Source organism: Denitratisoma sp. DHT3 (assembly GCF_007833355.1).
Classification (GTDB): Bacteria; Pseudomonadota; Gammaproteobacteria; order Burkholderiales; family Rhodocyclaceae; genus Denitratisoma.
Window position 1 is genome coordinate 2,436,700 of sequence record NZ_CP020914.1, and the last position, 21,722, is coordinate 2,458,421.

At 66.8% G+C, this 21,722-nt stretch carries 20 protein-coding genes; 12 read left to right on the forward strand and 8 right to left on the reverse strand.

The genetic code is table 11. The features are described 5' to 3' along the window. The first annotated feature begins 31 nt into the window (after positions 1 to 31). The 3 genes from B9N43_RS11185 to B9N43_RS11195 all read left to right on the forward strand — a co-directional run bounded on the left by B9N43_RS11185 (position 32) and on the right by B9N43_RS11195 (position 2,266). A complete protein-coding gene (locus B9N43_RS11185) occupies positions 32 to 688 on the forward strand; it encodes a TetR/AcrR family transcriptional regulator (protein ID WP_145842278.1) in 657 nt (218 codons plus the stop codon). 140 nt (positions 689 to 828) lie between these two features. Next, a complete protein-coding gene (locus tag B9N43_RS11190; RefSeq protein WP_222428714.1) occupies positions 829 to 2,082 on the forward strand; it encodes a cytochrome P450 in 1,254 nt (417 codons plus the stop codon). 19 nt (positions 2,083 to 2,101) lie between these two features. Continuing rightward, a complete protein-coding gene (locus B9N43_RS11195; RefSeq protein ID WP_145842279.1) occupies positions 2,102 to 2,266 on the forward strand; it encodes a rubredoxin in 165 nt (54 codons plus the stop codon). A 65-nt stretch (positions 2,267 to 2,331) separates the two neighbouring features. On the opposite strand, the gene B9N43_RS11200 is transcribed toward B9N43_RS11195, so the two are convergent. The 5 genes from B9N43_RS11200 to B9N43_RS11220 form a co-directional block, all read right to left on the reverse strand. Beyond that, on the reverse strand, positions 2,332 to 2,880 hold the full coding sequence (locus B9N43_RS11200) for an NADPH-dependent FMN reductase (RefSeq protein ID WP_145842280.1): 549 nt from the start codon (positions 2,878 to 2,880) through the stop codon (positions 2,332 to 2,334). Between the two features lie 266 nt (positions 2,881 to 3,146). Further along, positions 3,147 to 4,532, reverse strand: coding sequence for a DHA2 family efflux MFS transporter permease subunit (locus B9N43_RS11205; protein ID WP_145842281.1), 1,386 nt, complete (start codon positions 4,530 to 4,532; stop codon positions 3,147 to 3,149). Positions 4,533 to 4,727: 195 nt separating this feature from the next. Continuing rightward, positions 4,728 to 5,483 (reverse strand): SDR family NAD(P)-dependent oxidoreductase, encoded by a 756-nt coding sequence (locus B9N43_RS11210; protein WP_145842282.1) that lies wholly within the window; start codon positions 5,481 to 5,483, stop codon positions 4,728 to 4,730. Positions 5,484 to 5,687: 204 nt separating this feature from the next. Further along, the gene (locus B9N43_RS11215) at positions 5,688 to 6,470 is read right to left on the reverse strand and encodes an enoyl-CoA hydratase/isomerase family protein (RefSeq protein WP_145842283.1); all 783 of its coding nucleotides are present in this window, start codon (positions 6,468 to 6,470) and stop codon (positions 5,688 to 5,690) included. Next, positions 6,467 to 7,156, reverse strand: coding sequence for a GntR family transcriptional regulator (locus B9N43_RS11220; RefSeq protein WP_145842284.1), 690 nt, complete (start codon positions 7,154 to 7,156; stop codon positions 6,467 to 6,469). Before B9N43_RS11220 ends, B9N43_RS11215 begins: the two co-directional genes overlap by 4 nt. A gap of 141 nt (positions 7,157 to 7,297) precedes the next feature. Here B9N43_RS11220 and scpA point away from each other — a divergent pair, with 141 nt between their 5' ends. The 6 genes from scpA to mgtE all read left to right on the forward strand — a co-directional run bounded on the left by scpA (position 7,298) and on the right by mgtE (position 16,461). Continuing rightward, on the forward strand, positions 7,298 to 9,454 hold the full coding sequence (gene scpA, locus B9N43_RS11225; protein ID WP_145842285.1) for a methylmalonyl-CoA mutase: 2,157 nt from the start codon (positions 7,298 to 7,300) through the stop codon (positions 9,452 to 9,454). Positions 9,455 to 9,479: 25 nt separating this feature from the next. Continuing rightward, a complete protein-coding gene (meaB, locus tag B9N43_RS11230) occupies positions 9,480 to 10,472 on the forward strand; it encodes a methylmalonyl Co-A mutase-associated GTPase MeaB (protein ID WP_261379313.1) in 993 nt (330 codons plus the stop codon). Positions 10,473 to 10,516: 44 nt separating this feature from the next. Next, positions 10,517 to 12,049, forward strand: a complete 1,533-nt coding sequence (locus tag B9N43_RS11235) for an acyl-CoA carboxylase subunit beta (protein ID WP_145842287.1) — start codon at positions 10,517 to 10,519, stop codon at positions 12,047 to 12,049. A gap of 19 nt (positions 12,050 to 12,068) precedes the next feature. Next, the gene (accC, locus tag B9N43_RS11240; RefSeq protein ID WP_145842288.1) at positions 12,069 to 14,060 is read left to right on the forward strand and encodes an acetyl-CoA carboxylase biotin carboxylase subunit; all 1,992 of its coding nucleotides are present in this window, start codon (positions 12,069 to 12,071) and stop codon (positions 14,058 to 14,060) included. Positions 14,061 to 14,175: 115 nt separating this feature from the next. Continuing rightward, a complete protein-coding gene (mtgA, locus tag B9N43_RS11245; protein ID WP_145842289.1) occupies positions 14,176 to 14,874 on the forward strand; it encodes a monofunctional biosynthetic peptidoglycan transglycosylase in 699 nt (232 codons plus the stop codon). A gap of 129 nt (positions 14,875 to 15,003) precedes the next feature. Continuing rightward, positions 15,004 to 16,461: a magnesium transporter gene (gene mgtE, locus B9N43_RS11250; protein ID WP_145842290.1), complete on the forward strand. Its 1,458-nt coding sequence runs from the start codon at positions 15,004 to 15,006 to the stop codon at positions 16,459 to 16,461. Positions 16,462 to 16,480: 19 nt separating this feature from the next. On the opposite strand, the gene ccmE is transcribed toward mgtE, so the two are convergent. The 3 genes from ccmE to ccmC are packed head-to-tail and all read right to left on the reverse strand — an operon-like array spanning position 16,481 to position 17,876. Then, a complete protein-coding gene (gene ccmE, locus B9N43_RS11255) occupies positions 16,481 to 16,942 on the reverse strand; it encodes a cytochrome c maturation protein CcmE (protein WP_145842291.1) in 462 nt (153 codons plus the stop codon). After that, entirely contained in the window at positions 16,939 to 17,127 is a 189-nt protein-coding gene (ccmD, locus tag B9N43_RS11260) for a heme exporter protein CcmD (RefSeq protein WP_145842292.1), read from the reverse strand. The genes ccmE and ccmD overlap by 4 nt, the downstream gene beginning before the upstream one ends. After that, on the reverse strand, positions 17,124 to 17,876 hold the full coding sequence (gene ccmC / locus B9N43_RS11265) for a heme ABC transporter permease CcmC (RefSeq protein ID WP_145842293.1): 753 nt from the start codon (positions 17,874 to 17,876) through the stop codon (positions 17,124 to 17,126). The genes ccmD and ccmC overlap by 4 nt, the downstream gene beginning before the upstream one ends. Before the next feature lie 308 nt (positions 17,877 to 18,184). Here ccmC and ccmA point away from each other — a divergent pair, with 308 nt between their 5' ends. The 3 genes from ccmA (at position 18,185) to B9N43_RS11280 (ending at position 21,722) form a co-directional block, all read left to right on the forward strand. Next, positions 18,185 to 18,838 carry a cytochrome c biogenesis heme-transporting ATPase CcmA gene (ccmA, locus tag B9N43_RS11270; protein ID WP_145842294.1) on the forward strand — a complete coding sequence of 218 codons (654 nt, stop codon included), beginning with the start codon at positions 18,185 to 18,187 and terminating at the stop codon, positions 18,836 to 18,838. Continuing rightward, positions 18,832 to 19,500, forward strand: coding sequence for a heme exporter protein CcmB (gene ccmB / locus B9N43_RS11275; RefSeq protein WP_145842295.1), 669 nt, complete (start codon positions 18,832 to 18,834; stop codon positions 19,498 to 19,500). The genes ccmA and ccmB overlap by 7 nt, the downstream gene beginning before the upstream one ends. Positions 19,501 to 19,748: 248 nt before the next feature. Then, entirely contained in the window at positions 19,749 to 21,722 is a 1,974-nt protein-coding gene (locus tag B9N43_RS11280) for a heme lyase CcmF/NrfE family subunit (RefSeq protein WP_145842296.1), read from the forward strand.

The window sequence follows — 21,722 nt, forward strand, 5'->3', positions numbered from 1 at the left end:
AACGCCACCGCTGGCGAATACCCTCGATAGAATGATGACCTTTCCGACCTGCCCGTCCTGTCACCTCATGGAAAGCCCCGCGGAGACCTCATCGACCGCCGACCGCATCCTCGACGTCGCGGAAAACCTGTTCGCCGCCAAGGGCTACAAGGCCGCGTCGCTGATCGAGCTGGCCGAGCAGGTGGGCATTCGCCCGCCCAGCCTCTACAACCATTTCCGCAACAAGGAGTCGCTCTACAAAGCCGTGCTGGAACGACTGCTGGGCCACTTCCAACCGCTGATCGCCGAGGCCGCGACCTTCTCCCCGCACGACAAGAACGCGGTCCTGGCCTGGACTCGCCAGATGGTGGAACTGCACTTCCGCCATCCCAACTTCGCCCGTCTGCTGCAACATGCCGCCCTGGCCGAGGCGCCGGGTACGACGGAGATGCTGACCCGGTTCTTCCGCCCCCTGTTCGCGCCGTCCGCCGGCGGCGGCGTCACCTTGTCGCCCCCCTTGCTGCCCTGGGCCACCATGGCCTTCCACAACGTGCTGGTGTCCTACATCACCATGGCGCCGCTGTACCGCAACCTGATCAACCAGGACCCGTTCTCGGCGGAAGCCCGGCAGCGCCATCTGGAGATGGTGCTGGAAATGGTGAACTCCGCCCTGACGCGTCCCGAATCCCCGTTCGCCTCCGCCGCCTGAACGCCGCCCCGCCGAACCGGCAACGACCATCGAGGCACATCGCACCCACCGTGCCCATTGACACTACAGACTAATAGTTGTTAGCTTGCCGACTCCATAACAAGGCGCGTTCCCCCGCGCATCCAACAAGGAGACGACCCGTGACAGCAACCCCCAACCCCCGTCTGCCCGACGGCATCGACATTTTCAGTCCCGCCGCCTACGGCGATGAAGCCCGGCTCCATGCCGATTTCACCCGTCTGCGCCGCGACATGCCCGTCGCCTGGGTGGACCGGGAGCCCTACCGACCGTTCTGGACCGTGGTATGCAACGAGGACATCAAGCTGGTCGAGAAGAACCACGACATCTTCGTCAGCGCGCCGCGCCTGACCCTGATTCCCAAGGCCATCGAAGAAGCCACCCTGCAGATGTTCGGCTCCCGCACCGGCGGGTCGCGCACCATCCTCGACATGGACGAGCCCGACCACGCCAAGTACCGCGACGTTTCGGCGCGCTGGTTCATCGGCAGCGGGCTGCGCAAGCTCACCCCGCGGATCGAGGCCATCGCCGACAGCTTCATCGAGAAAATGAAGTCGATGGACGGCCGCTGCGATTTCGCCAGCGACATCGCGGTCTGGTATCCCCTCGAAGCGATCACCTCGATTCTCGGCGCGCCGAGCGAGGACGGCCCCTACATCCTGCGCATGACCCAGGCCCTGCTCGCCGCCGGCGATCCCGACCTGCAAAAGGAAGGCGACTACGGCATGGCCGCCTACGGTGAATTCATGGGCTACCTGGGCAAGCTGCTGGCCGACCGCCAGGCCAACCCGACCGACGACCTCACCAGCGCGATCGCCAACGCCCGGATCGACGACAACCCCATCGGCATGATCGAGGCGCTCTCCTACATGATGGTGACGATCACCGCGGGCCACGACACGACCTCGGCCGCGCTCGCCGGCGGCATGTACGGCTTCATCACCCACCCGCAGGAGATGGACAAGCTGCGCGCCGATCCGCAGCTGATGCGCAACGCCAGCAACGAGATCTGCCGCTGGGTCTCGCCGGTGCGTCATTTCGTCCGCACCGCCACCGAGGACTTCGTCCTGCGCGACACGACCATCCGCGCCGGCGACGCCGTCGTCCTCTTCTATCCCTCGGGCAACCGCGACGAGACGCTGTTCGAGAATGCCGACGCGTTCCGTATCGACCGCGACACCTCGGGCCACGTCGCCTTCGGCTACGGCGTGCACGCCTGCGTCGGCCGCCAGCTGGCGCTGTTCGAACTGGACGCTTTTTTCAGCCGGCTGATCCCGCAGTTGAAGCGCATCGAACTGGCGGGCGAACCCAAGATGATCGCCTCCAATCTGGTTGGCGGCTTCCGCAGCCTGCCCGTACGCTACGAATTCAACTAACCCCACCCTGGAGCGACAAATGAAACGCTGGATGTGCATGACCTGCGGCTTCGTCTACGACGAGGCCCTGGGCCTTCCCAATCACGGCATTGCCCCCGGTACCCGCTGGGAAGACGTGCCGGCGGACTGGATCTGCCCCGACTGCGGCACTCCCAAGAGCGACTTCGTGATGGAGGAGTTCTAAGGAAACGCGGATCAAGTCCGTTCGCCCTGAGCCCGTCGAAGGGCTCAGGGCGAAGGGGGCGAGCCTCACTCAACCCAGGCGGCGAAACTGTTCATGAATTCCTGGATGAAGGTGCGCGTACCGTCGTTGGCCAGGTTGCCGGCCGCGTCGAACAGACTCGCGGCGCCGCCGATATAGGCCTCCGGCTGCGCCATCACCGGCACAGCCAGGGAAACCAGCGACTGGCGCAGATGATGATTGGCGCCGAAACCGCCGATCGCGCCCGGCGACACGCTAATCACCGCGCCGGGCTTGCCGCTCCAGATGCTCTGGCCATACGGACGGGAGCCGACGTCGAGCGCGTTCTTGAGCGCCGCCGGCACCGAGCGGTTGTACTCGGGCGTGACGAACAGCACGCCGTCGAACGGCCGCATCCGTTCGCGGAATGCCGTCCATTCCGGCGCCGGCAGGCCCTCGTCGTCGCCGTCCTGGTTGTAGAGCGGCAGCTGGCCGATCTCGACGATCTCCAGATCGAGCGCGGCGGGCGCGCAGGCGATCAACGCCTTGGCCATCTTGCGATTGAAGGACTGCTTGCGCAGGCTGCCGACGAGTACCGCGATTTTCTTGGATGCCATGGTGCGTTCCTCCCTTCCGGAGTCGAACATCGTGAAATGCCGCCACGGCTGGAAAATTCGGACTCCGGGCGCGGCGGAAACGGTTTGGTGAAGATTCCCTTTATAGCGCAGCGTGAAAAACGAGCTTTTCCGCCGCGCCGCCGCAAGGAAAAACGGCACGCGGCGAAGCCGCAACGCATCGGTGCCCCCACAACGTTCCCCCAAACACCCGAGCGCAGCGAGCCGTATCGAACCCCCCGGAGGGGGGCGAAGGGGGGCGAGCCTTTCTACCTCCGGCTCGCCGCCACGATCGCCAGTCCCAACGCCACCGCGATCAGCAGATAGCCCTCGCTGAACGCCGTGGCCAGGGCCTGGGCATCGCCGCCCAGGACGCCGGCGCGCCACTCGACGTAGGCCGCGGCGCTGGCCACGCCCAGCACGCCGCCCAGCTGGCGCAGATAGTTGAGCAGCATCGAGGCCTCGCTGAGCACGCGGCCGTGGAGGTCGGAGAGGGAAGCCTTGTTGATCGGTGTGAGAGCGAAGCTCTGGCCGACTCGGCCGACCACGGTGACCAGGATGAAGCCCAGGTAGGTCACGGCGGCACCGTAATGCCACAGCGCGACGAAGGACATGGCGAACACCGCCAGGCCGGCGACGATCAGGGGACGCGGCATCAGGCGGTCGGCCAGTATCCCGGCCAGGGGGAAGGTCAGCGACAGGGCCAGGGTACCCGGCATCTGCGCCGCGCCGGCGTGGGCGGCGGAAAAGCCGAGCACGTTTTGAAGGAATACCGGCATCAGGTAGGCGGAGCCGTACATGCCGAAGCCCATCAGGAAATTCACGCCCGAACCCAGCGTCAGATGGCGCAGCCGGAACAGCTCCGTGCCCAGGATCGGCGCCGGCGCCCGGCGCAGATGGACGATGAAACAACCCAGGGCCGCCAGCGTCACGCCCATGCAGGCGCCGGTCCAGCTCAGGCTCGGCTTGCCCGTCGGGCTGGTGAACGAGGCCAGCCAGGCCAACGTCAAAAGCGTCAGCAGGCTCATCCCCAGCCAGTCGAAGGGCGCATTGCCGCCCGGCGCCTCATGCCGCAGCAGACGACGGGCGCCCCACCAGGCCAGGAGGCTCACCGGCACCGGCAGCAACGACACGGCGCGCCAGCCCCAGAGATCCACCAGCACACCGCCCACCGCCGGCGCCAGCGCCAGCGCCAGCGTGACGGACAGGGAATTCACGCCGAAGGCGCGGCCCTGGCGGTCCGGCGGAAACAGGCGCATCACCACGATCGCCCCCATCGGCGCCATCATCGCCGCGGTGCAGCCCTGGATCAGGCGGGCGGCCAGCAGCAGGCCGAAACTGGGGCTCAGGCTGCCCAGGAAACTGCTCACCAGCAGCACGGCCATCGTGCCCTCGAAGCAGCGGCGCAGGCCGAAGCGCTGGATCAGCCAGGGCGCCGCCAGCATCCCGACGGTGCTGGCCACCATGAAGGTGGTGACCACGAACTGCACGCTGTCGTGGCCCAGACCGAAATCCCGCATCAGGGCCGGGATGGCCACGTTGAAGCTGCCGCTGGGCAGGATCGAGGCGACCACGCCCAGCGACATGACCAGCATCACCCACCACCTGCGGCGCGGGTCCGGGCTTTCGACGGCAGGCGAAGGGACGTTGCTCATCGTCGATGCGGCGGCACACCCGGCGTCAGCGTGAAAGCGGCAAGCCAAACAGTCGAGCGCAGCGAGCCGATACCGTCACCTCCCCCGGAGAGGGGGAGGGTGGGAGGGGGCGGGTCTTTTTGCTGCTTCCCCGGCCAACCGGCACCGTCCCTCATCGCAGTCTCTCCTCGTTGGTTCCGGTTTGGCCGATTTGCGTCAGATAGCAGTCTGGCCGCCGTCGATGACGAAGTGGGAGCCGGTGACGAAGCGGGCCTCGTCGGATGCCAGGTAGGCGATGATGCCGGCGATTTCCGCCGGGTCGGCGCCCGGCAGCACCAGCGGCGCGAGGCGGCCGAAGAGGGCGAAGTCGGCGCCTTCCGGGGGCACCACGCCGCTGGTCATCGGCGTATGCACGTGGCCCGGACAGACCGCATTCACCCGCAGCCCGCGCGAGGCGTATTCCACCGCCAGGGCCTTGGAGAGCATCAGCACCGCGCCCTTGCTGGCGCTGTAGGGCGAGTTGTAGGGCGTGCCGACGATGCCCGCCGCCGAAGAGATGTTGACGATGTTGCCGCGGGTCTCCAGCAGATGGGGAATCGCCGCCCGGCACATGGCGAAGACGCCATTGACGTTGATGGCGAAGACCTTGGCCCACTCCGCGTCGGTGATGTCGGTGAAGTGCTTGAACATCAAGGTGCCGGCGATGTTGCACAGCACGTCGAGCTTGCCGAAGCGGGCCACCGCGTCGGCCACGGCGCCGTTGCAGTCGGCGCTGTCGGTGACGTTGAGCACCCGCGCCGTCACGTCCAGCCCCTGGTCGGCCAGCGCCTGGACTTCCTTCTGCAACAGCTCGGCGTTGATGTCGCAGGCCAGGACGCGCGCGCCTTCGCCTGCCAGGCGCTTGGTGGTGGCCAGCGCGATGCCGGAGGCGGCGCCGGTGATCAGTACTGCCTTGCCTTCGAAACGTTCCATGGTGTCACTCCTGTCGATGTCGTTGTTGGAATCTGCCTGAAAAACGCACTTCAAGCCACAGAGGGCGCAGAGAACACAGAGTTGGAGCGGATGTGCCGAGGTCCGCCACATCGCCATGCGGATGAGCGATCAAGCGTTGGCAATCCATGGTTTTCTCTGTGATCTCTGTGCCCTCTGTGGCCAACCAAGGTTTTAAGAATCTTTTCACCGGCCGCGGAAGACCGGCGGGCGCTTGTCCAGGAAGGCGGCCAGCCCTTCGCGGTAATCCTCGCTTTCCAGGAAGGCGAAGTTCTCCCGGACCTCCTCCGCCTCCAGGGCGCGGGCCTGGGCCATCAGCCGCCGCACCAGTTGCTTGTGGGCCCGGGCCGCCAGGGGGGCGCCGGCGGCGATGCGGCGCGCCGTGGCATGGGCCTCGGCCTCGACCTCGGCGTCGGCCACCACGCGGGTCAGCAGCCCTTTCCCATAGGCTTCGCGGGCGCTCAGGATACGGCCTTCCAGCAGAATCTCCAGCGCCACGGCGGGACCGGCCAGGGCCACGAGGCCGACCAGTTCCGAATGGGCCATGGCGAAGCCCAGCTTCATGATCGGCGCGCCGAAGCGGGCGCCCTCGCCAGCGATGCGCAGATCGCAGCAACTGGCGATCTCCAGCCCGCCGCCGATGCAGACGCCCTCGATCAGGGCCACCACCGGATGGCGGCAGGCGACGATGGCCGCAAGCGCCCCGGCCACCCATTCGCCGTGATAGACCTGGGCGCGCTCGAAGGTGTCGCGCTGGGTGAGGAATTCCTCCAGGTCGCCGCCGGCGGCGAAAGCCTTGCCCTCGCCGCGGATCACCACGCAGCGCAGCGTCTCGTCGGCATGGAGTTCTTCCATCACCGCCTTCAGGCGCCGCCACATGGCGGCATTGACGGCATTCAGCTTGTCGGGATTGAACAGGGTGACGGTGGCGATATCGTCGGACCGCTGCCACAGGACGTCGGGCGTCATCCGGCACCGCCCAGCTTGGCCAGGGCCTCACGGCCGGACAGCAGATGGTCGTGCATGGCCCGCGCCGCCCGTTCCGGGTCGCGCGCCGCCAGGGCGTCCATGATCCGGGCGTGCTCCCGCAGCGACTGCTCCAGGCGCCCCTCCACCTGCAACGAATGGCGGCGGGTGAGCTTGATCATCTTGCGGGTGTCGTCGATCAGGTGCTGCAGCCAGCGGTTGCCGGCGATCCGCTGCAAGGCGGCGTGAAAGGCGTCATTGACGGCGAAGAAGGCATCGGCGTCGCCGGCGGCGGCATGGCGCTCCAGTTGCGCGTGAAGCGCGCGCAGCTCGGCCAGGTCGGCATCGCTGGCCTTACCGGCGGCCTCCAGCGCGGCACGTCCCTCCAGCAGCGCCATCACCGGGAACACTTCGTCCAGATCCTGCTCCGAGAGTTCGGCCACGTAACAGCCGCGGCGCGGCTTCAGCACCACCAGGCCCTCGGCGGCCAGCACCTTCAGCGCTTCCCGCATCGGCGTGCGGGAGATGCCGAACTCGTCGGCCAGCACCTGCTCGTCCACCCAGCTGCCGGGCGCCAGATCGTGGGCGAAAATGCGGGCGCGCAGCCGCTCCGCCACTTCCTGGTAGAGGGCGGTGCGGGCGATGACCTGGCCGGGGGCCGCGGCGGCTTTGCTGTCTATTGCATCCATAATTATGGATAACGTATTATGCAACCCCATCCGGTGTCAAGGGCCACCCAAGATGACCTCAGGGTTTATTCTTCCGCCCTCCCCCATGTCCAAGTCTGTCGACGCGTCCCCCTCGCCGGGGCATCGCGCAGGAGAAGCTAGATGAGCAGCAAGTATCCCGAGGCGAACGTTCCCTCCCTGGAAACCTGGACCAAGTCCGCCGCCAAGTCCGCCCCCGGCGGCGACGTCAACAACCTGAACTGGGTCACCCCGGAAGGGCTCACCGTCAAGCCGCTGTATACGGCCGAGGACGTCAAGGAACTGCCCTACGCCGACACCCTGCCCGGCTTCGCCCCCTACCAGCGCGGCCCCCAGGCCACCATGTACGCGGTGAAGCCCTGGACCATCCGCCAGTACGCCGGCTTTTCCACCGCGGAAGCCTCCAACGCCTTCTACCGCAAGGCGCTGGCGGCCGGCGGCCAGGGCGTCTCGGTGGCCTTCGACCTGGCCACCCACCGCGGCTACGACTCGGACAATCCCCGCGTCGTCGGCGATGTGGGCAAGGCCGGCGTGGCGATCGATTCCGTCGAGGACATGAAGATCCTGTTCGACGGCATCCCGCTGGACAAGGTCTCGGTCTCGATGACCATGAACGGCGCCGTGCTGCCGATCCTGGCCGGCTACATCGTCGCCGCCGAGGAGCAGGGCGTGAAACCGGAGCAGCTCGCCGGCACGATCCAGAACGACATTCTCAAAGAGTTCATGGTGCGGAACACCTACATCTATCCGCCCAAGCCCTCGATGAAGATCATCGCGGACATCTTCGCGTTCACGGCGCAGAACATGCCCAAGTTCAACTCCATCTCGATTTCCGGTTATCACATCCAGGAAGCCGGGGCCAACCAGGCGATCGAGCTGGCCTTCACCCTGGCCGACGGCATGGAGTACGTACGCACCGGCATGGCCGCGGGCATGGACGTGGATGTCTTCGCCGGCCGCCTGTCCTTCTTCTGGGCGGTGGGGATGAACTTCTACCTCGAAATCGCCAAGATGCGCGCCGCGCGCCAGCTCTGGTGGCGCATCATGCAGGGCTTCGGCGCCAAGAACGCCAAGTCGATGATGCTGCGCACCCACAGCCAGACCTCGGGCTGGTCGCTGACCGAGCAGGACCCGTACAACAACGTGGTGCGCACCACCATCGAAGCCATGGCGGCCGTGTTCGGCGGCACCCAGTCGCTGCACACCAACGCACTGGACGAGGCGATCGCGCTGCCCACCGAGTTCTCCGCCCGCATCGCGCGCAACACCCAGCTGATCATCCAGGAAGAGACTCACATCTGTAACGTCGTCGATCCCTGGGCCGGCTCCTACATGATGGAGAAGCTCACGCAGGAGATGGCCGACAAGGCCTGGGCCATCATCGAGGAGATCGAGGCCATGGGCGGCATGACCAAGGCCGTGGAATCCGGCTGGGCCAAGATGCAGGTGGAAACCTGCGCCGCCGACAAGCAGGCGCGCATCGACTCCGGCAAGGACGTGATCGTCGGCGTGAACAAGTACAAGCTGGCCAAGGAAGATCCGATCGAGATCCTCGACATCGACAACCACGCGGTGCGCGAGGCGCAGATCGCCCGTCTGAAGAGCATCCGCGCCAGCCGCGATGGCGCCGCCGTCCAGGCCGCCCTCGACGCGCTGACCCGGTGCGCGGAAGGCGGCGAAGGCAACCTGCTCGACCTGACCGTCAAGGCCATCCGCCTGCGCGCCACGGTGGGCGAGGTGTCCGATGCGCTGGAAAAGGTCTTCGGCCGCTTCCGCGCCAACAACCAGACCATTTCGGGAGTTTACGGAGGCGTCGTGGAAGGTCAGGAAAGTTGGGAACAGATCAAGGCCGCCGTGGCCGGGTTCGCCGAGGAGGAGGGTCGCCGCCCCCGCATCATGATCGCCAAGCTGGGCCAGGACGGCCACGATCGCGGCGCCAAGGTGGTGGCCACCGCCTACGCCGACCTGGGCTTCGACATCGACATGGGGCCGCTGTTCCAGACCCCGGAGGAAGCCGCGCGCCAGGCGATCGAGAACGACGTGCACGCCGTGGGCTGCTCGTCGCTCGCCGCCGGCCACAAGACCCTGGTGCCCCAGCTGATCCAGGCCCTGAAGGCCCAGGGCGCCGACGACATCATCGTCTTCGCCGGCGGCGTGATTCCCGCCCAGGACTACGATGCGCTGTTCGCCGCCGGCGCCAAGGCCGTGTTCGGACCGGGCACCCGGATCGAGGATTCCGCGCGCAAGGTGCTGGAAGAAATCAAGAAGGCCCGCGCCTGATCCGAGCCGCGACCGGAGCGCCGCAGTGGTTCATGCCAACCCGCTCTCCGAAGCCGACCAGGCGCTGGTGGCCGGCGTGCTGGCCGGTCAGCGCCGGGCGCTGGCCAAGGCCATCACGCTGATCGAGTCCACCCGCGCCGACCACCAGCAGCGCGCCCAGCAGGTATTGAGCGCGCTGTTGCCGGCCACCGGCAACGCGATGCGCCTGGGCATTTCCGGGGTGCCGGGGGCGGGCAAATCGACCTTCATCGAGGCGCTGGGCGTCTGGTTGATCGGGCAGGGCAAGAAACTGGCGGTACTGGCGGTGGACCCCTCGTCCTCGGTTTCCGGCGGCTCCATCCTCGGCGACAAGACGCGCATGGAGCTGCTCTCCCAGCGCGAGGAGGCCTTCATCCGCCCCAGCCCCTCGGCCGGCTCCCTGGGCGGCGTCGCCGAGAAGACGCGGGAGGCGATGCTGCTCTGCGAAGCCGCCGGCTACGACGTGATCATCATCGAGACGGTGGGCGTCGGCCAATCGGAAACGACGGTGGCCGGCATGGTGGACATGTTCTGCCTGCTGCAGCTGCCCAACGCCGGCGACGACCTGCAGGCGATCAAGAAGGGCATCGTCGAGATCGCCGACATGGTGGTGATCAACAAGGCCGACATCGACCCCCGGGCCACCGCCGTGGCGCGCGCGCAGTGGCGCAATGCGCTGCACATGCTGCGGCCGGCCTCGCCCAACTGGGCGCCGCCGGTGATCGCGCTGTCGGCGCTGCACAAGGAAGGCATCGCCGACTTCTGGGATCAGGTGGAGAAGTACCAGGCCGCCCTGAGGCCCACCGGCGAATTCCAGGCCAGGCGCCAGCACCAGTCGCTGTCCTGGATGTGGCAGCTGATCGACTCCGGCCTGCGCCAGCATTTCCGCCATCATCCGCGCGTGCAGGAAAACCTGCCCGCCTTCATCCGTTCCGTCGAGGAAGGCCTGACCACGCCGGCAACGGCGGCGCGCACCCTGCTCGACTACTTGAAGCACTGAGTCAACACGGCATCGAATCCACCGCCTTCATAAGGGAGTTTCCTATGCACGACATCATCCACCAACTGGACGCCAAGCGCGAAAAGGCCCGTCTCGGCGGCGGCCAGAAGCGCATCGACGCCCAGCACAAGAAAGGCAAGTTGACGGCCCGGGAACGCATCAAGATCCTGCTCGACGAAGGCACCTTCGAAGAGTGGGACATGTTCAAGGAGCACCGCTGCACCGACTTCGACATGGAACAGACCCAGGTTCCCGGCGACGGCGTGGTGACCGGCTACGGCACGGTCAACGGCCGCATGGTGATGGTCTTCTCGCAGGATTTCACCGTCTTTGGCGGCGCCCTCTCGGAAACCCATGCCGAGAAAATCTGCAAGATCATGGATCAGGCCATGAAGGTGGGTTGCCCGGTGATCGGCCTCAACGACTCCGGCGGCGCCCGCATCCAGGAAGGTGTCGCGGCCCTGGGCGGCTACGCGGACGTATTCCAGCGCAACGTGATGGCCTCCGGCGTGGTCCCGCAGATTTCCATGATCATGGGCCCCTGCGCCGGTGGCGCGGTGTATAGCCCCTCCATGACCGACTTCATCTTCATGGTGAAGGATTCCTCCTACATGTTCGTCACCGGCCCCGACGTGGTGAAGACCGTGACCCACGAGGAAGTGACGGCCGAGGAACTGGGCGGCGCAATCACCCACACCACCAAGTCCGGCGTCGCCGACCTGGCTTTCGAGAACGATGTCGAGGCGCTCCTGATGCTGCGCCGCTTCATCAACTACCTGCCGCAGAACAACCGGGAAAAGGCGCCGATCCGCCCCACCAGCGATCCGGCCGACCGCCTCGACTACTCGCTGGACACCCTGGTGCCGGACAACGCCAACAAGCCCTACGACATCAAGGAGCTGGTCTACAAGATCGTCGACGACGGCGACTTCTTCGAGATCCAGCCCGGCCACGCGGCCAACATCGTGATCGGCTTCGCCCGCATGGAAGGCCAGACCGTGGGCATCGTCGCCAACCAGCCGATGGTGCTGGCGGGCTGCCTGGACATCAAGTCGGCGATCAAGGGCGGCCGCTTCGTGCGCTTCTGCGACGCCTTCAACATCCCCATCGTCACCCTGGTGGACGTCCCCGGCTTCATGCCCGGCACCAGCCAGGAATACGGCGGCATCATCAAGCACGGCGCCAAGCTGCTCTACGCCTACGCCGAATGCACCGTGCCCAAGGTCACCGTGATCACCCGCAAGGCCTACGGCGGCGCCTACGACGTGATGTCGTCGAAGCACCTGCGCGGCGACGTGAACTTCGCCTGGCCTTCCGCCGAGATCGCCGTGATGGGCCCCAAGGGCGCGGTGGAAATCATCTTCCGCGAGGACAAGAACGACCCCGAGAAGCTCGCCGCCAAGGAAGCCGAGTACAAGGCCAAGTTCGCCAATCCCTTCGTCGCCGGCGCCCGCGGCTTCATCGACGACGTGATCCAGCCCCACGAGACCCGCAAGCGCATCTGCCGCTCGCTGGTGATGCTGAAGAACAAGAAGATCGAGAACCCGTGGCGCAAGCACGGCAACATTCCGCTGTAAGCGCAGGGAGAAGAGAAAAATGTTCAAGAAAATCCTGATTGCGAACCGCGGCGAGATCGCCTGCCGCGTGATCCAGACCGCCCGCAAGATGGGCATCCAGACCGTCGCCGTGTATTCCGAGGCGGACAAGGACGCGCTGCACGTGGAGCTGGCCGACGAGGCCGTGTGCATCGGCCCGGCGCCCTCGAAAGAGTCCTATCTGGTGATGGACAAGATCATCGCCGCCTGCAAGCAGACCGGCGCCGAGGCGGTGCATCCGGGCTACGGCTTCCTCTCCGAGAACGAGGAATTCTCCAAGACCCTGGAGGAGCACGGCATCGTCTTCATCGGCCCGAAACACTACTCGGTGGCGGCGATGGGCGACAAGATCGCTTCGAAGAAGCTGGCCAAGGAAGCCCAGGTCAACATCATCCCCGGCTACAACGATCCCATCGACACCCCCGAGCGGGCCGTGGAGATCGCCCGCGACATCGGCTATCCGGTGATGATCAAGGCCTCCGCCGGCGGCGGCGGCAAGGGCCTGCGCGTGGCCTTCAACGACAAGGAGGCCCACGAGGGCTTCGCCTCCTGCAAGAACGAGGCGAAGAACGCTTTCGGCGACGACCGCGTGTTCATGGAGAAGTTCGTCGAGGAGCCGCGCCACATCGAGATCCAGGTGCTGGGCGACGGCCACGGCAACGTGGTCTACCTGTGGGAGCGCGAGTGCTCGATCCAGCGCCGCCACCAGAAGGTGATCGAGGAAGCGCCCTCGCCCTTCCTCGACGACGCCACCCGCAAGGCCATGGGCGAGCAGGCCGTGGCGCTGGCCAAGGCGGTGAACTACCAGTCCGCCGGCACCGTGGAATTCGTCGTCGGCGGCAAGGACAAGAATTTCTACTTCCTGGAGATGAACACCCGCCTCCAGGTGGAGCACCCCGTCACCGAAATGATCACCGGGCTCGACCTGGTGGAGCTGATGATCCGCGTCGCCGCCGGCGAGAGGCTGCCCTTCGCGCAGCAGGACATCAAGCGCGACGGCTGGGCGATGGAATGCCGCATCAACGCCGAGGATCCCTTCCGCAACTTCCTGCCCTCCACCGGCCGCCTGGTCAAATACCAGCCGCCGCAGGCAGTGGCCGGCTCGTTGCGAGTGGATACCGGCGTCTACGAAGGCGGCGAGATCTCGATGTTCTACGACTCGATGATCGCCAAGCTGATCGTCCATGGCGCCACCCGCGACCAGGCCATCGCCAGGATGCGGGAGGGCCTGAACGCCTTCGTGATCCGCGGCGTCGCCTCCAACATCGCCTTCCAGGCGGCGCTGATGAAGAACCCGCGCTTCGTGAACGGCAACTTCAACACCGGCCTGATCGGCGAGGAATATCCCAAGGGCTTCAACGCCGCCGACGTGGTGCATGACGACCCGGCGATGCTGATCTGCGTCGCCGCCGCCATGCACCGCCAGTACCTGCAGCGCAACACCGAGATCTCCGGCCAGATGCCGGGCCACGAATTCCGCCCCAACGGCGATTACGTGGTCGTCATGGGCGACGACCATCATCCGGTGACCATCGCCACCGCAAAGGGCGGCTGGGACGTGACCTTCGCCGGGGAGACCCACGAGGTCCGCTCCGACTGGCAGTTCGGCAAGTTGATCTACGAAGGCGCCTTCAACGGCCAGCCGTTCTGCATGCAGGTGGAGCGCGTCGGTCTCAAGTACCGCCTGTTCCACTGGGGCACCCAGGCCGACGTGATGGTGATGAACGCCCATGCCGCGGAGATGCAGAAGCTGATGCCGCACAAGGCGCCGCCCGACACCTCCAAGTTCCTGCTCTCGCCGATGCCGGGCCTGTTGACCGAGATCGCCGTGGCGCCGGGCCAGGAGGTCAAGGCCGGCGAGACCCTGGCCAAGATCGAGGCGATGAAGATGGAAAACGTGCTCAAGGCCGAACGCGACTGCGTGGTGGAGAAGCTGCTGGCCAAGGCCGGCGAAAGCCTGACGGTGGACCAGCCGATCATCGGTTTCAAGTAAGCAGTTTGGCGATGACAAGCAAAAATGGCGCGAGGAATCGCGCCATTTTTTTGCCTGCGCCGCCCTGCCGCCGCCTACAATGCGCGGCCGGACTTTTCCCGGCCGCTCCCGACCGATGACCCGCGCACTCATCCACCGCCTCAAACAGGGCCTGGCCCTGGCCCTGCTGGCGCTGCTGCTCTGGCAGGGCTGGTACCTGGGCTGGGTGGTGTGGTGGAAGTTCGTCGATCCGGGCAGCACCGCCTTCATGCGCCAGCGCCTGGTGGAACTGCGGGAAAAGAACCCGCAGGTCGAGCTCAAGCACTTCTGGGTTCCCTATGCCCGGATCTCCAACCATCTGAAGCGCGCGGTGGTGGCGGCCGAGGACGACCGTTTCGTGGACCACGAGGGCTTCGACTGGGAAGGCATGCAGAAGGCCCTGGAAAAGAACCAGAAGAAGGGCCGCGTCGTCGCCGGCGGTTCGACCATCTCCCAGCAGCTGGCGAAGAACCTGTTCCTTTCCGGCGCCAAGACGCCCTGGCGCAAGGCGCAGGAGGCGGTGATCACGGTGATGATCGAAGCCTGCTGGGACAAGCGGCGCATCCTGGAGGTGTACCTCAATTCGGTGGAATGGGGCGAAGGCGTCTTCGGCGCCGAGGCCGCCGCCCGCCGCTACTACCGGAGTTCGGCTGCCCACCTGGGGGCCGAGCAGGCCGCCCGGCTGGCGGTGATGCTGCCGGCGCCGCGCCGTTTCGAGAAGAATCCCTACTCGGCCTACGTCAATGGCCGCACCCAGTTGATCCTGGGGCGCATGGCCGGCAGCGAAGTGCCCTGACACCGCCCCCCATCGCGAACCAAACGGGGCCGGCATGCCGCGCCCCGAGCGCAATGCCAGGATGAGGTCGCGCTGGCCGGTGGCGGCCCAACGCTCTAGAATGCTGCTCCGCACCGAGGCCACGCCCCCATGAACAACGAATCCCAAGAAATCCGCGAAGAACCGCGTCACCAGGAAGACGTGCAGGACGCGCTGCGCGAGATCCAGGCGCTGCTGGCGCGCCTCCGGCGGGTGGAGGAACTGATCCCGACCCCGGAAGGGACCGAGGGGGAAGCCGGAGAGGAGCTGCCACAACAACAGCATCTGGCCCAGTTGCGCAAGACGCTGGAGGAACTGCATCCCGCGGACGTGGCCTACGTGCTGGAGGCCCTGCCCCTGGACGACCGCCTGCTGGTCTGGGATCTGATCGAAACCGAGCAGGAAGGCGACATCCTGCTGGAAGTCTCCGACGCCGTACGGGAGTCGCTGATCGAGACCATGGCCCCCTCGGAACTGGTGGCCGCCGCCGAGCAGCTGGACGCCGACGAGTTGGCCGACCTGGCGCCCGACCTGCCGCGGGGCGTGATGGACGACGTGTTCCGCGCCCTGCCCAGCGAGGAACGGGAGCATTTGCGGGAGGCGATGTCCTACCCGGAGGACTCCGTCGGGCATCTGATGGATTTCGAGCTGGTCTCGGTGCGGGAGGACATCACCCTGGAGGTGGCCCTGCGCTACCTGCGCCGCTATGACGAGCTTCCCGACCACACCGACCAATTGTTCGTGGTGGATCGGGAAGAGCACTTGCGGGGCGTGCTGCCGCTGAACGTGTTGCTGGTGAACGACCCCGAGGTGGAGGTCGGTGCCGTGATGCAGACCGAGATGTTGACCCTCCAGCCCCACGACAAGGCCGAAACCGCCGCCCAGGCATTCGACCGTTACGACCTGGTGTCGGCCCCGGTGGTGGACGAGAAGGGCCGACTGGTAGGCCGGGTGACGGTAAACGAAGTGCTGGACTACGTGCGCGAGGAAGCCGAGGCCGATCAGTTGGCCCAGGCCGGTCTATCCGAGGAGGAGGACATCTTCGCGCCGGTGCTGGACTCGGTGAAAAACCGCTGGCGCTGGCTGGCGATCAATCTGGTCACGGCCTTCATCGCATCCCGGGTGATCGGCGCCTTCGAGAACTCCATCGAGAAACTGGTGGCGCTGGCGGCGCTGATGCCGATCGTCGCCGGCATCGGCGGCAATTCTGGCAATCAGACCATCACCATGATCGTTCGCGCCATCGCCCTGGGCCAGGTCCAGCCCGATGCCGCCCGACGGCTCTATCGCAAGGAAATGGCCGTGGCCCTGTTCAACGGCCTGGTCTGGGGCGGGTTGCTCGGCCTATTGGCCTTCTGGCTCTACAAGGACGTGCGTCTGGGCCTGGTGATGACCAGCGCCATGACCCTCAACCTGCTGCTCGCCGCCACTGTCGGCGTCGCCATTCCGATGACCATGCAGCGACTGGGCCGCGACCCGGCCATGGGCTCCTCGGTGCTGATCACCGCCGTCACCGACTCCGGCGGATTCTTCATCTTCCTGGGCCTGGCGACCCTGTTCCTCCTCTGAAGGTCCCCCGCAGGGTCCGTCATTGCGGGGACTGGGCCGCCTTTTTCTCCGCGGCCCGGTTGTGGGCGTCGCCCACCGCCTTGGCGGCCTCCGGCGGCATGTAGTTCTCATCGTGCTTGGCCAGCACCTCGCTGGCGACGAAGCGGCCGCTGTCCTCCATGCGCCCCTGGGCGACGACGCCCTTGCCCTCCTTGAACAGGTCGGGAAGGATGCCCTTGTAGCTCACCGGCAGGTCGGTCTCGGTGTCGGTCACCACGAAACGCACCGTGACGCCGTCGACCTCCCGCGCCAGGCTGCCTTCCTTGACCAGGCCGCCGATGCGGAAGGCCTTGCCTTGCGGCGCCTTGCCCGCCAGCACGTCGGTGGGCGAGACGTACAGCGCGATGTTGCTGTTGAGGGCGTTCAGCACCAGGGCGGCGATCACGCCCAGTACGGCGACGGCGCCGCCGATCAGGGCCAGTTTCTTGTGACGGAGTTTCATTCGTGGGAATTCCTCGCTTCGGCGCGGGCCTGGCGTTTGAGGCGCGCAATGGTCCGGGTTCGACGGCGGGCGACCAGGATAGGTTCCAGCGCCATGATCAGGGCGGTCAGGCCGAAGGAGCCCCAGACATAGCCGCCGTAGCCGCCCATGGCGATGAAGTCGGCGAAACTGTGCCAGTAGATCATGTCCGGTCCTCCGCCAGCAGCGCCTTGACCCATTCGGTGTGGCGCTCCCGCTCCAGCAGGATGATGCGGACCCGGGCCAGGGCCACGGCGATCGAGTACATCCAGAAGCACAACGCCATCAGCAGCATGCCCCAGAGCATGATCGCCGCCATCGACGGCGACTTGGTCAGGCTCACCGAGGACCCCTGGTGCAGGGTGTTCCACCACTTCACCGAGAAATAGATGATCGGCACGTTGATCACGCCCACCAGCAGCAGCAGGCCGCCCGCCTTGTCGGCCCGGAGCGGGTCGTCGATCGCGGCCTGGAGGGCGATGAAGCCGATGTAGAGGAACAGCAGGATCAGCTCCGACGTCAGCCGGGCGTCCCACACCCACCAGGTGCCCCACATCGGCTTGCCCCAGAGCGAGCCGGTCCACAGCGAGAGCAAGGCCATCAGCGCGCCGGTGGGCGCCAGCGCGGTGGCCATCATGCCCGAGAGGCGGGTGTTGAAGGCCAGGCCGAGAGCCGCCCAGAACGCCATCACCAGGTAGATGAACATGGACATCCAGGAGGCCGGCACGTGGATGAAGATGATCCGGTAGCCCTCGCCCTGCTGGAAGTCCGTCGGCGCCACCAGCAGCCCCAGCCACAGCCCGGCCATGCCGAAGATGACCGCCGCCGCCGCGAACCAGGGGATCATGCGTCCGGCCAGGGGATAGAACGTGGCCGGCGAAGCAAAACGGTACCAATTGATCAATCGACTGCTCATATCGAAAACCTATTCGCCACAAGAATGCATCCGGGTCGTCCGGCACTGCGCCGGCGGGCTGGGACGGCGTATTCTCGCACGCTCGGCGCGGCGGCGCCGGGGTTCGCCGCGACAAATGCCGCTTCCACCCCCGCGGCGGCCCGAAAAGCGCGCCACGGCGCGATTCCGCGGCCAATCCCCCGGCGTATTCCGATTTTTGCCGCCGCCCGGACCCGAGGCCGCCGATCTCCGGGTAGACTGCGCCACGTCAGGCTCTGGTGCCGCCCCGCCGATACGCTCCTCCGTCCGCGCTTTTTCCATCCAAACTCATGCTGCAAGCCCAGAACCTCCGATGCGTGCGTGGCGAGCGCCAGTTGTTCTCCGACCTGGGCTTCACCCTCGACGCGGGAGAACTGCTGTATCTGCAGGGCAAGAACGGCGCGGGCAAGACCAGCCTGCTGCGCATGCTGGTGGGGCTGCTGCCGCCGGCCGGCGGGGAGATCCTCTGGAAGGGCCGGCCGATCGGCCGTCAGGCCGAGGAGTACCGCGCCGAGCTGTGCTACCTGGGCCACCACAACGGCACCAAGGAAGACCTGACTCCCCTGGAGAACCTGCTGACCTCGGCCCGCCTCGCCGGCGAGGCGCTGTCCGAGGACGACGCGGTGGATGCCCTGGAACAGGTGGGGCTGGCCGGCCGCGAGGACATCGCCTGCAAATACCTCTCCCAGGGCCAGAAGCGGCGGGTGGCCCTGGCGCGGCTGGTGAAGAAGCGCTGCGCCCTGTGGATCCTGGACGAGCCCTTCGTCGCCCTGGACACCGCCGCGGTGGGCTGGCTGACGGAACTCATCGGCGGCCACCTGCAGCGCGGCGGCCTGTGCGTGATGACGACCCACCAGCCGGTGGCGATCAGCGCCGGCGCCGTCCGCGAACAATGGATCGGCGCGCGCCCGGCGCCCGGCGGCGCGGGGATGGCGCAATGCTGAGCGCCCTCTACTGTCTGGCGGCGCGCGATCTGCGCCTGGCGATGCGGCGGCAGGCCGACCTGGCCTCCGCGCTGTTCTTTTTCATCATCGTCGTCAGCCTGTTCCCCCTCGGCGTCGGTCCGGAGCCGGATCTGCTGCGCCGGCTCGCCCCCGGCGTGGTCTGGGTCGCCGCCCTGCTGGCCACCATGCTCTCCCTGCCGCGCCTGTTCGCCGACGATTTCCATGACGGCACCCTGGAACAGTTGGCCCTGACGCCCCACCCCCTGCCGCTGCTGGTGCTGGGCAAGATCCTCGCCCACTGGGCGCTCTCCGGCCTGCCCCTGGCGCTGATCGCGCCGGCGGTGGGCCTGCAGTTCGACCTGCCGACCGACGCATTGACGATCCTGACGCTCTCGGTGCTGCTGGGCACCCCGGCGCTCTCCGCCATCGGCAGCATCGGCGCCGCGCTCACCCTGGGCCTGCGCGGCGGCGGCGTGCTGCTTGCCCTGCTGGTGCTGCCCCTATATATTCCGGTGCTCATTTTCGGCGCCGGCGCCGTCGATGCGACGCTGACCGGGCTGGACCCACAGGCCCACCTGTCCCTGTTGGCGGCCGTCACCCTGGCCGCGGTCGGCTTCGCCCCCTGGGCCGCCGCCGCGGCATTGAGGATCGCGCTGGAATGAACTATCCCGCCGTCCGCATGGTCAAGGTCGGGATTGTTTGGTGCCGACTTGGCCGATTTAGCGTGCAACAGCAAATAATGGAACGGCCAGTCGAATGTTTGAGCGTAGCGAACAAGTCAGTCACCTCCCCCGGAGAGGAGGAGGCCGGGAGGGGAGGGGTTTCCTGCTGCCTTTTCAACCAGGCAGCACAACCCGTTGTCGAAGCCTCTCATGTTTGATTCCAGCCTGGCTGGTTTAGGAGAAACCCCATGATTCCTGAGATTGGGCATTTCGCCCTGATCGCCGCGCTGGCGGTGGCGCTGGTGCAAGGCGTGCTGCCGCTGGCGGGCGCCCTGCGCGGCGACCATCGCCTGATGGGCCTGGCCCGGCCGGGCGCGGTGGCGCTGTTCGGCTGCGTCGCGCTGGCCTACGGCTGCCTGACCCAGGCCTTCGTCAGCAACGACTTTTCGGTCGACTACGTGGCCCAGCACTCCAACACCCTGCTGCCGATGTTCTACAAGGTGGCGGCGGTGTGGGGCGGCCACGAAGGCTCGATGCTGCTGTGGGCGCTGATCCTCGCCCTCTGGGCGCTGGGCGTCGCCCTGTTCAGCCGGCGCCTGCCCGAGGAAACGGTGACCATCGTGCTCTCGGTGATGGGCCTGATCAGCATCGGCTTCCTCTCCTTCCTGTTATTCACCTCCAATCCTTTCGAACGCATGCTGCCGCCCGCGCCCGACGGCAACGACCTCAACCCGCTGCTGCAGGATCCGGGCATGGCCTTCCACCCGCCGCTGCTCTACATGGGCTATGTCGGTTTCTCGGTCGCCTTCGCCTTCGCCCTGGCCGCCCTGATCTCGGGCCGGCTGGACGCGGCCTGGGCGCGCTGGTCGCGGCCATGGACCACGGTGGCCTGGGTCTTCCTCACCCTGGGCATCGCGCTGGGTTCCTACTGGGCCTACTACGAACTGGGCTGGGGCGGCTGGTGGTTCTGGGATCCGGTGGAGAACGCCTCCTTCATGCCCTGGCTGGTGGGCACCGCGCTGATCCATTCCCTGGCGGTCACGGAAAAGCGCGGCAGCTTCAAGAACTGGACCGTGCTGCTGGCGATCCTGGCGTTCTCCCTGTCGCTGCTGGGCACCTTTCTGGTCCGCTCCGGGGTGCTGACCTCGGTCCACGCCTTCGCCACCGATCCGAAACGGGGGGTCTTCGTCCTCAGCTTCCTGGCTCTGGTGGTCGGCGCCTCGCTCACCCTGTTCGCCTGGCGCGCGCCCAAAGTCGGCCTCGGCGGACGCTTCGAACTGTTCTCGCGCGAATCGCTGCTGCTGGTGAATAACGTCCTGCTCTCGGCGGCCGCCGGCACCGTGCTGCTGGGCACCCTCTATCCACTGTTCCTGGACGCCCTCAACCTGGGCAAGATCTCCGTCGGTCCGCCCTATTTCGACGCCGTCTTCGTGCCGCTGATGGTGCCCCTGGCGATCCTGATCGGCATCGGCCCCTTCGCCCGCTGGAAGGCCGCGCGGGGCAGCGACCTACCGGCGAGCCTGCGCTGGCTGGCCGTGGTCCTGCTGCCGGCGGCGATCGGACTGCCCTTCCTGCTGGGCCACGGCTCCGCCCTGGTCTCGCTGGGGCTGTGGCTGGGCTTCTGGTGTCTCGGCGCCAGCGCCGTGCAACTGGCGCAGCGCCTCAAGGGCGGCGCCTCCATTGGCGGCCGCCTGGCGGCGATTCCGCGCGCCTACTGGGGCATGCTGCTGGCCCACGCCGGCGTCGGCCTGTTCATTCTCGGCGTCACCGTGGTCAAGGGCTACGAAAGCATGTCCGAAGTGCGCATGGCGGCGGGCGACGCCGCCCATGTCGGCGGCTACACCTTCACGTTCAACGACATCGAGGAATTGCCGGGCCCCAACTACATCACCAACAAGGCCCGCATCGAGGTCAGCCGCGAAGGCAGGAAGCTGGCGGTGATGACGCCCGAGAAGCGGATCTACAACGTGCAGCGGATGCCGATGACCGAGGCCGCGATCGACACCGGCGTCCTGCGCGACCTTTATGTCGCGCTGGGCGAGCCGGTCGACGCCGGCACCTGGATCGTCCGCATCCAGTCCAAACCCCTGGTGACCTGGATCTGGTGGGGCTGCCTGGCGATGGCCCTGGGCGGCGTGCTGGCCGCCAGCGACCGCCGCTACCGGATTGCGCGCGCGGCCACTGCCGCCAACGCCACCACTGCCGCGACCGCCAAAACCTGA

What these genes read in the sequence shown, in the direction of transcription:
- B9N43_RS11185 (WP_145842278.1), top strand. Translation starts at nt 32, where the DNA reads ATGATGACCTTTCCGACCTGCCCGTCCTGTCACCTCATGGAAAGCCCC.
- B9N43_RS11195 (WP_145842279.1), top strand. Translation starts at nt 2,102, where the DNA reads ATGAAACGCTGGATGTGCATGACCTGCGGCTTCGTCTACGACGAGGCC.
- ccmA (WP_145842294.1), top strand. Translation starts at nt 18,185, where the DNA reads ATGCTGCAAGCCCAGAACCTCCGATGCGTGCGTGGCGAGCGCCAGTTG.
- ccmE (WP_145842291.1), bottom strand. Translation starts at nt 16,942, where the DNA reads ATGAAACTCCGTCACAAGAAACTGGCCCTGATCGGCGGCGCCGTCGCC.
- mgtE (WP_145842290.1), top strand. Translation starts at nt 15,004, where the DNA reads ATGAACAACGAATCCCAAGAAATCCGCGAAGAACCGCGTCACCAGGAA.
- B9N43_RS11220 (WP_145842284.1), bottom strand. Translation starts at nt 7,156, where the DNA reads ATGGATGCAATAGACAGCAAAGCCGCCGCGGCCCCCGGCCAGGTCATC.
- ccmD (WP_145842292.1), bottom strand. Translation starts at nt 17,127, where the DNA reads ATGATCTACTGGCACAGTTTCGCCGACTTCATCGCCATGGGCGGCTAC.
- B9N43_RS11205 (WP_145842281.1), bottom strand. Translation starts at nt 4,532, where the DNA reads ATGAGCAACGTCCCTTCGCCTGCCGTCGAAAGCCCGGACCCGCGCCGC.
- B9N43_RS11235 (WP_145842287.1), top strand. Translation starts at nt 10,517, where the DNA reads ATGCACGACATCATCCACCAACTGGACGCCAAGCGCGAAAAGGCCCGT.
- B9N43_RS11200 (WP_145842280.1), bottom strand. Translation starts at nt 2,880, where the DNA reads ATGGCATCCAAGAAAATCGCGGTACTCGTCGGCAGCCTGCGCAAGCAG.
- B9N43_RS11280 (WP_145842296.1), top strand. Translation starts at nt 19,749, where the DNA reads ATGATTCCTGAGATTGGGCATTTCGCCCTGATCGCCGCGCTGGCGGTG.
- mtgA (WP_145842289.1), top strand. Translation starts at nt 14,176, where the DNA reads ATGACCCGCGCACTCATCCACCGCCTCAAACAGGGCCTGGCCCTGGCC.
- accC (WP_145842288.1), top strand. Translation starts at nt 12,069, where the DNA reads ATGTTCAAGAAAATCCTGATTGCGAACCGCGGCGAGATCGCCTGCCGC.
- B9N43_RS11210 (WP_145842282.1), bottom strand. Translation starts at nt 5,483, where the DNA reads ATGGAACGTTTCGAAGGCAAGGCAGTACTGATCACCGGCGCCGCCTCC.
- B9N43_RS11215 (WP_145842283.1), bottom strand. Translation starts at nt 6,470, where the DNA reads ATGACGCCCGACGTCCTGTGGCAGCGGTCCGACGATATCGCCACCGTC.
- ccmB (WP_145842295.1), top strand. Translation starts at nt 18,832, where the DNA reads ATGCTGAGCGCCCTCTACTGTCTGGCGGCGCGCGATCTGCGCCTGGCG.
- ccmC (WP_145842293.1), bottom strand. Translation starts at nt 17,876, where the DNA reads ATGAGCAGTCGATTGATCAATTGGTACCGTTTTGCTTCGCCGGCCACG.
- scpA (WP_145842285.1), top strand. Translation starts at nt 7,298, where the DNA reads ATGAGCAGCAAGTATCCCGAGGCGAACGTTCCCTCCCTGGAAACCTGG.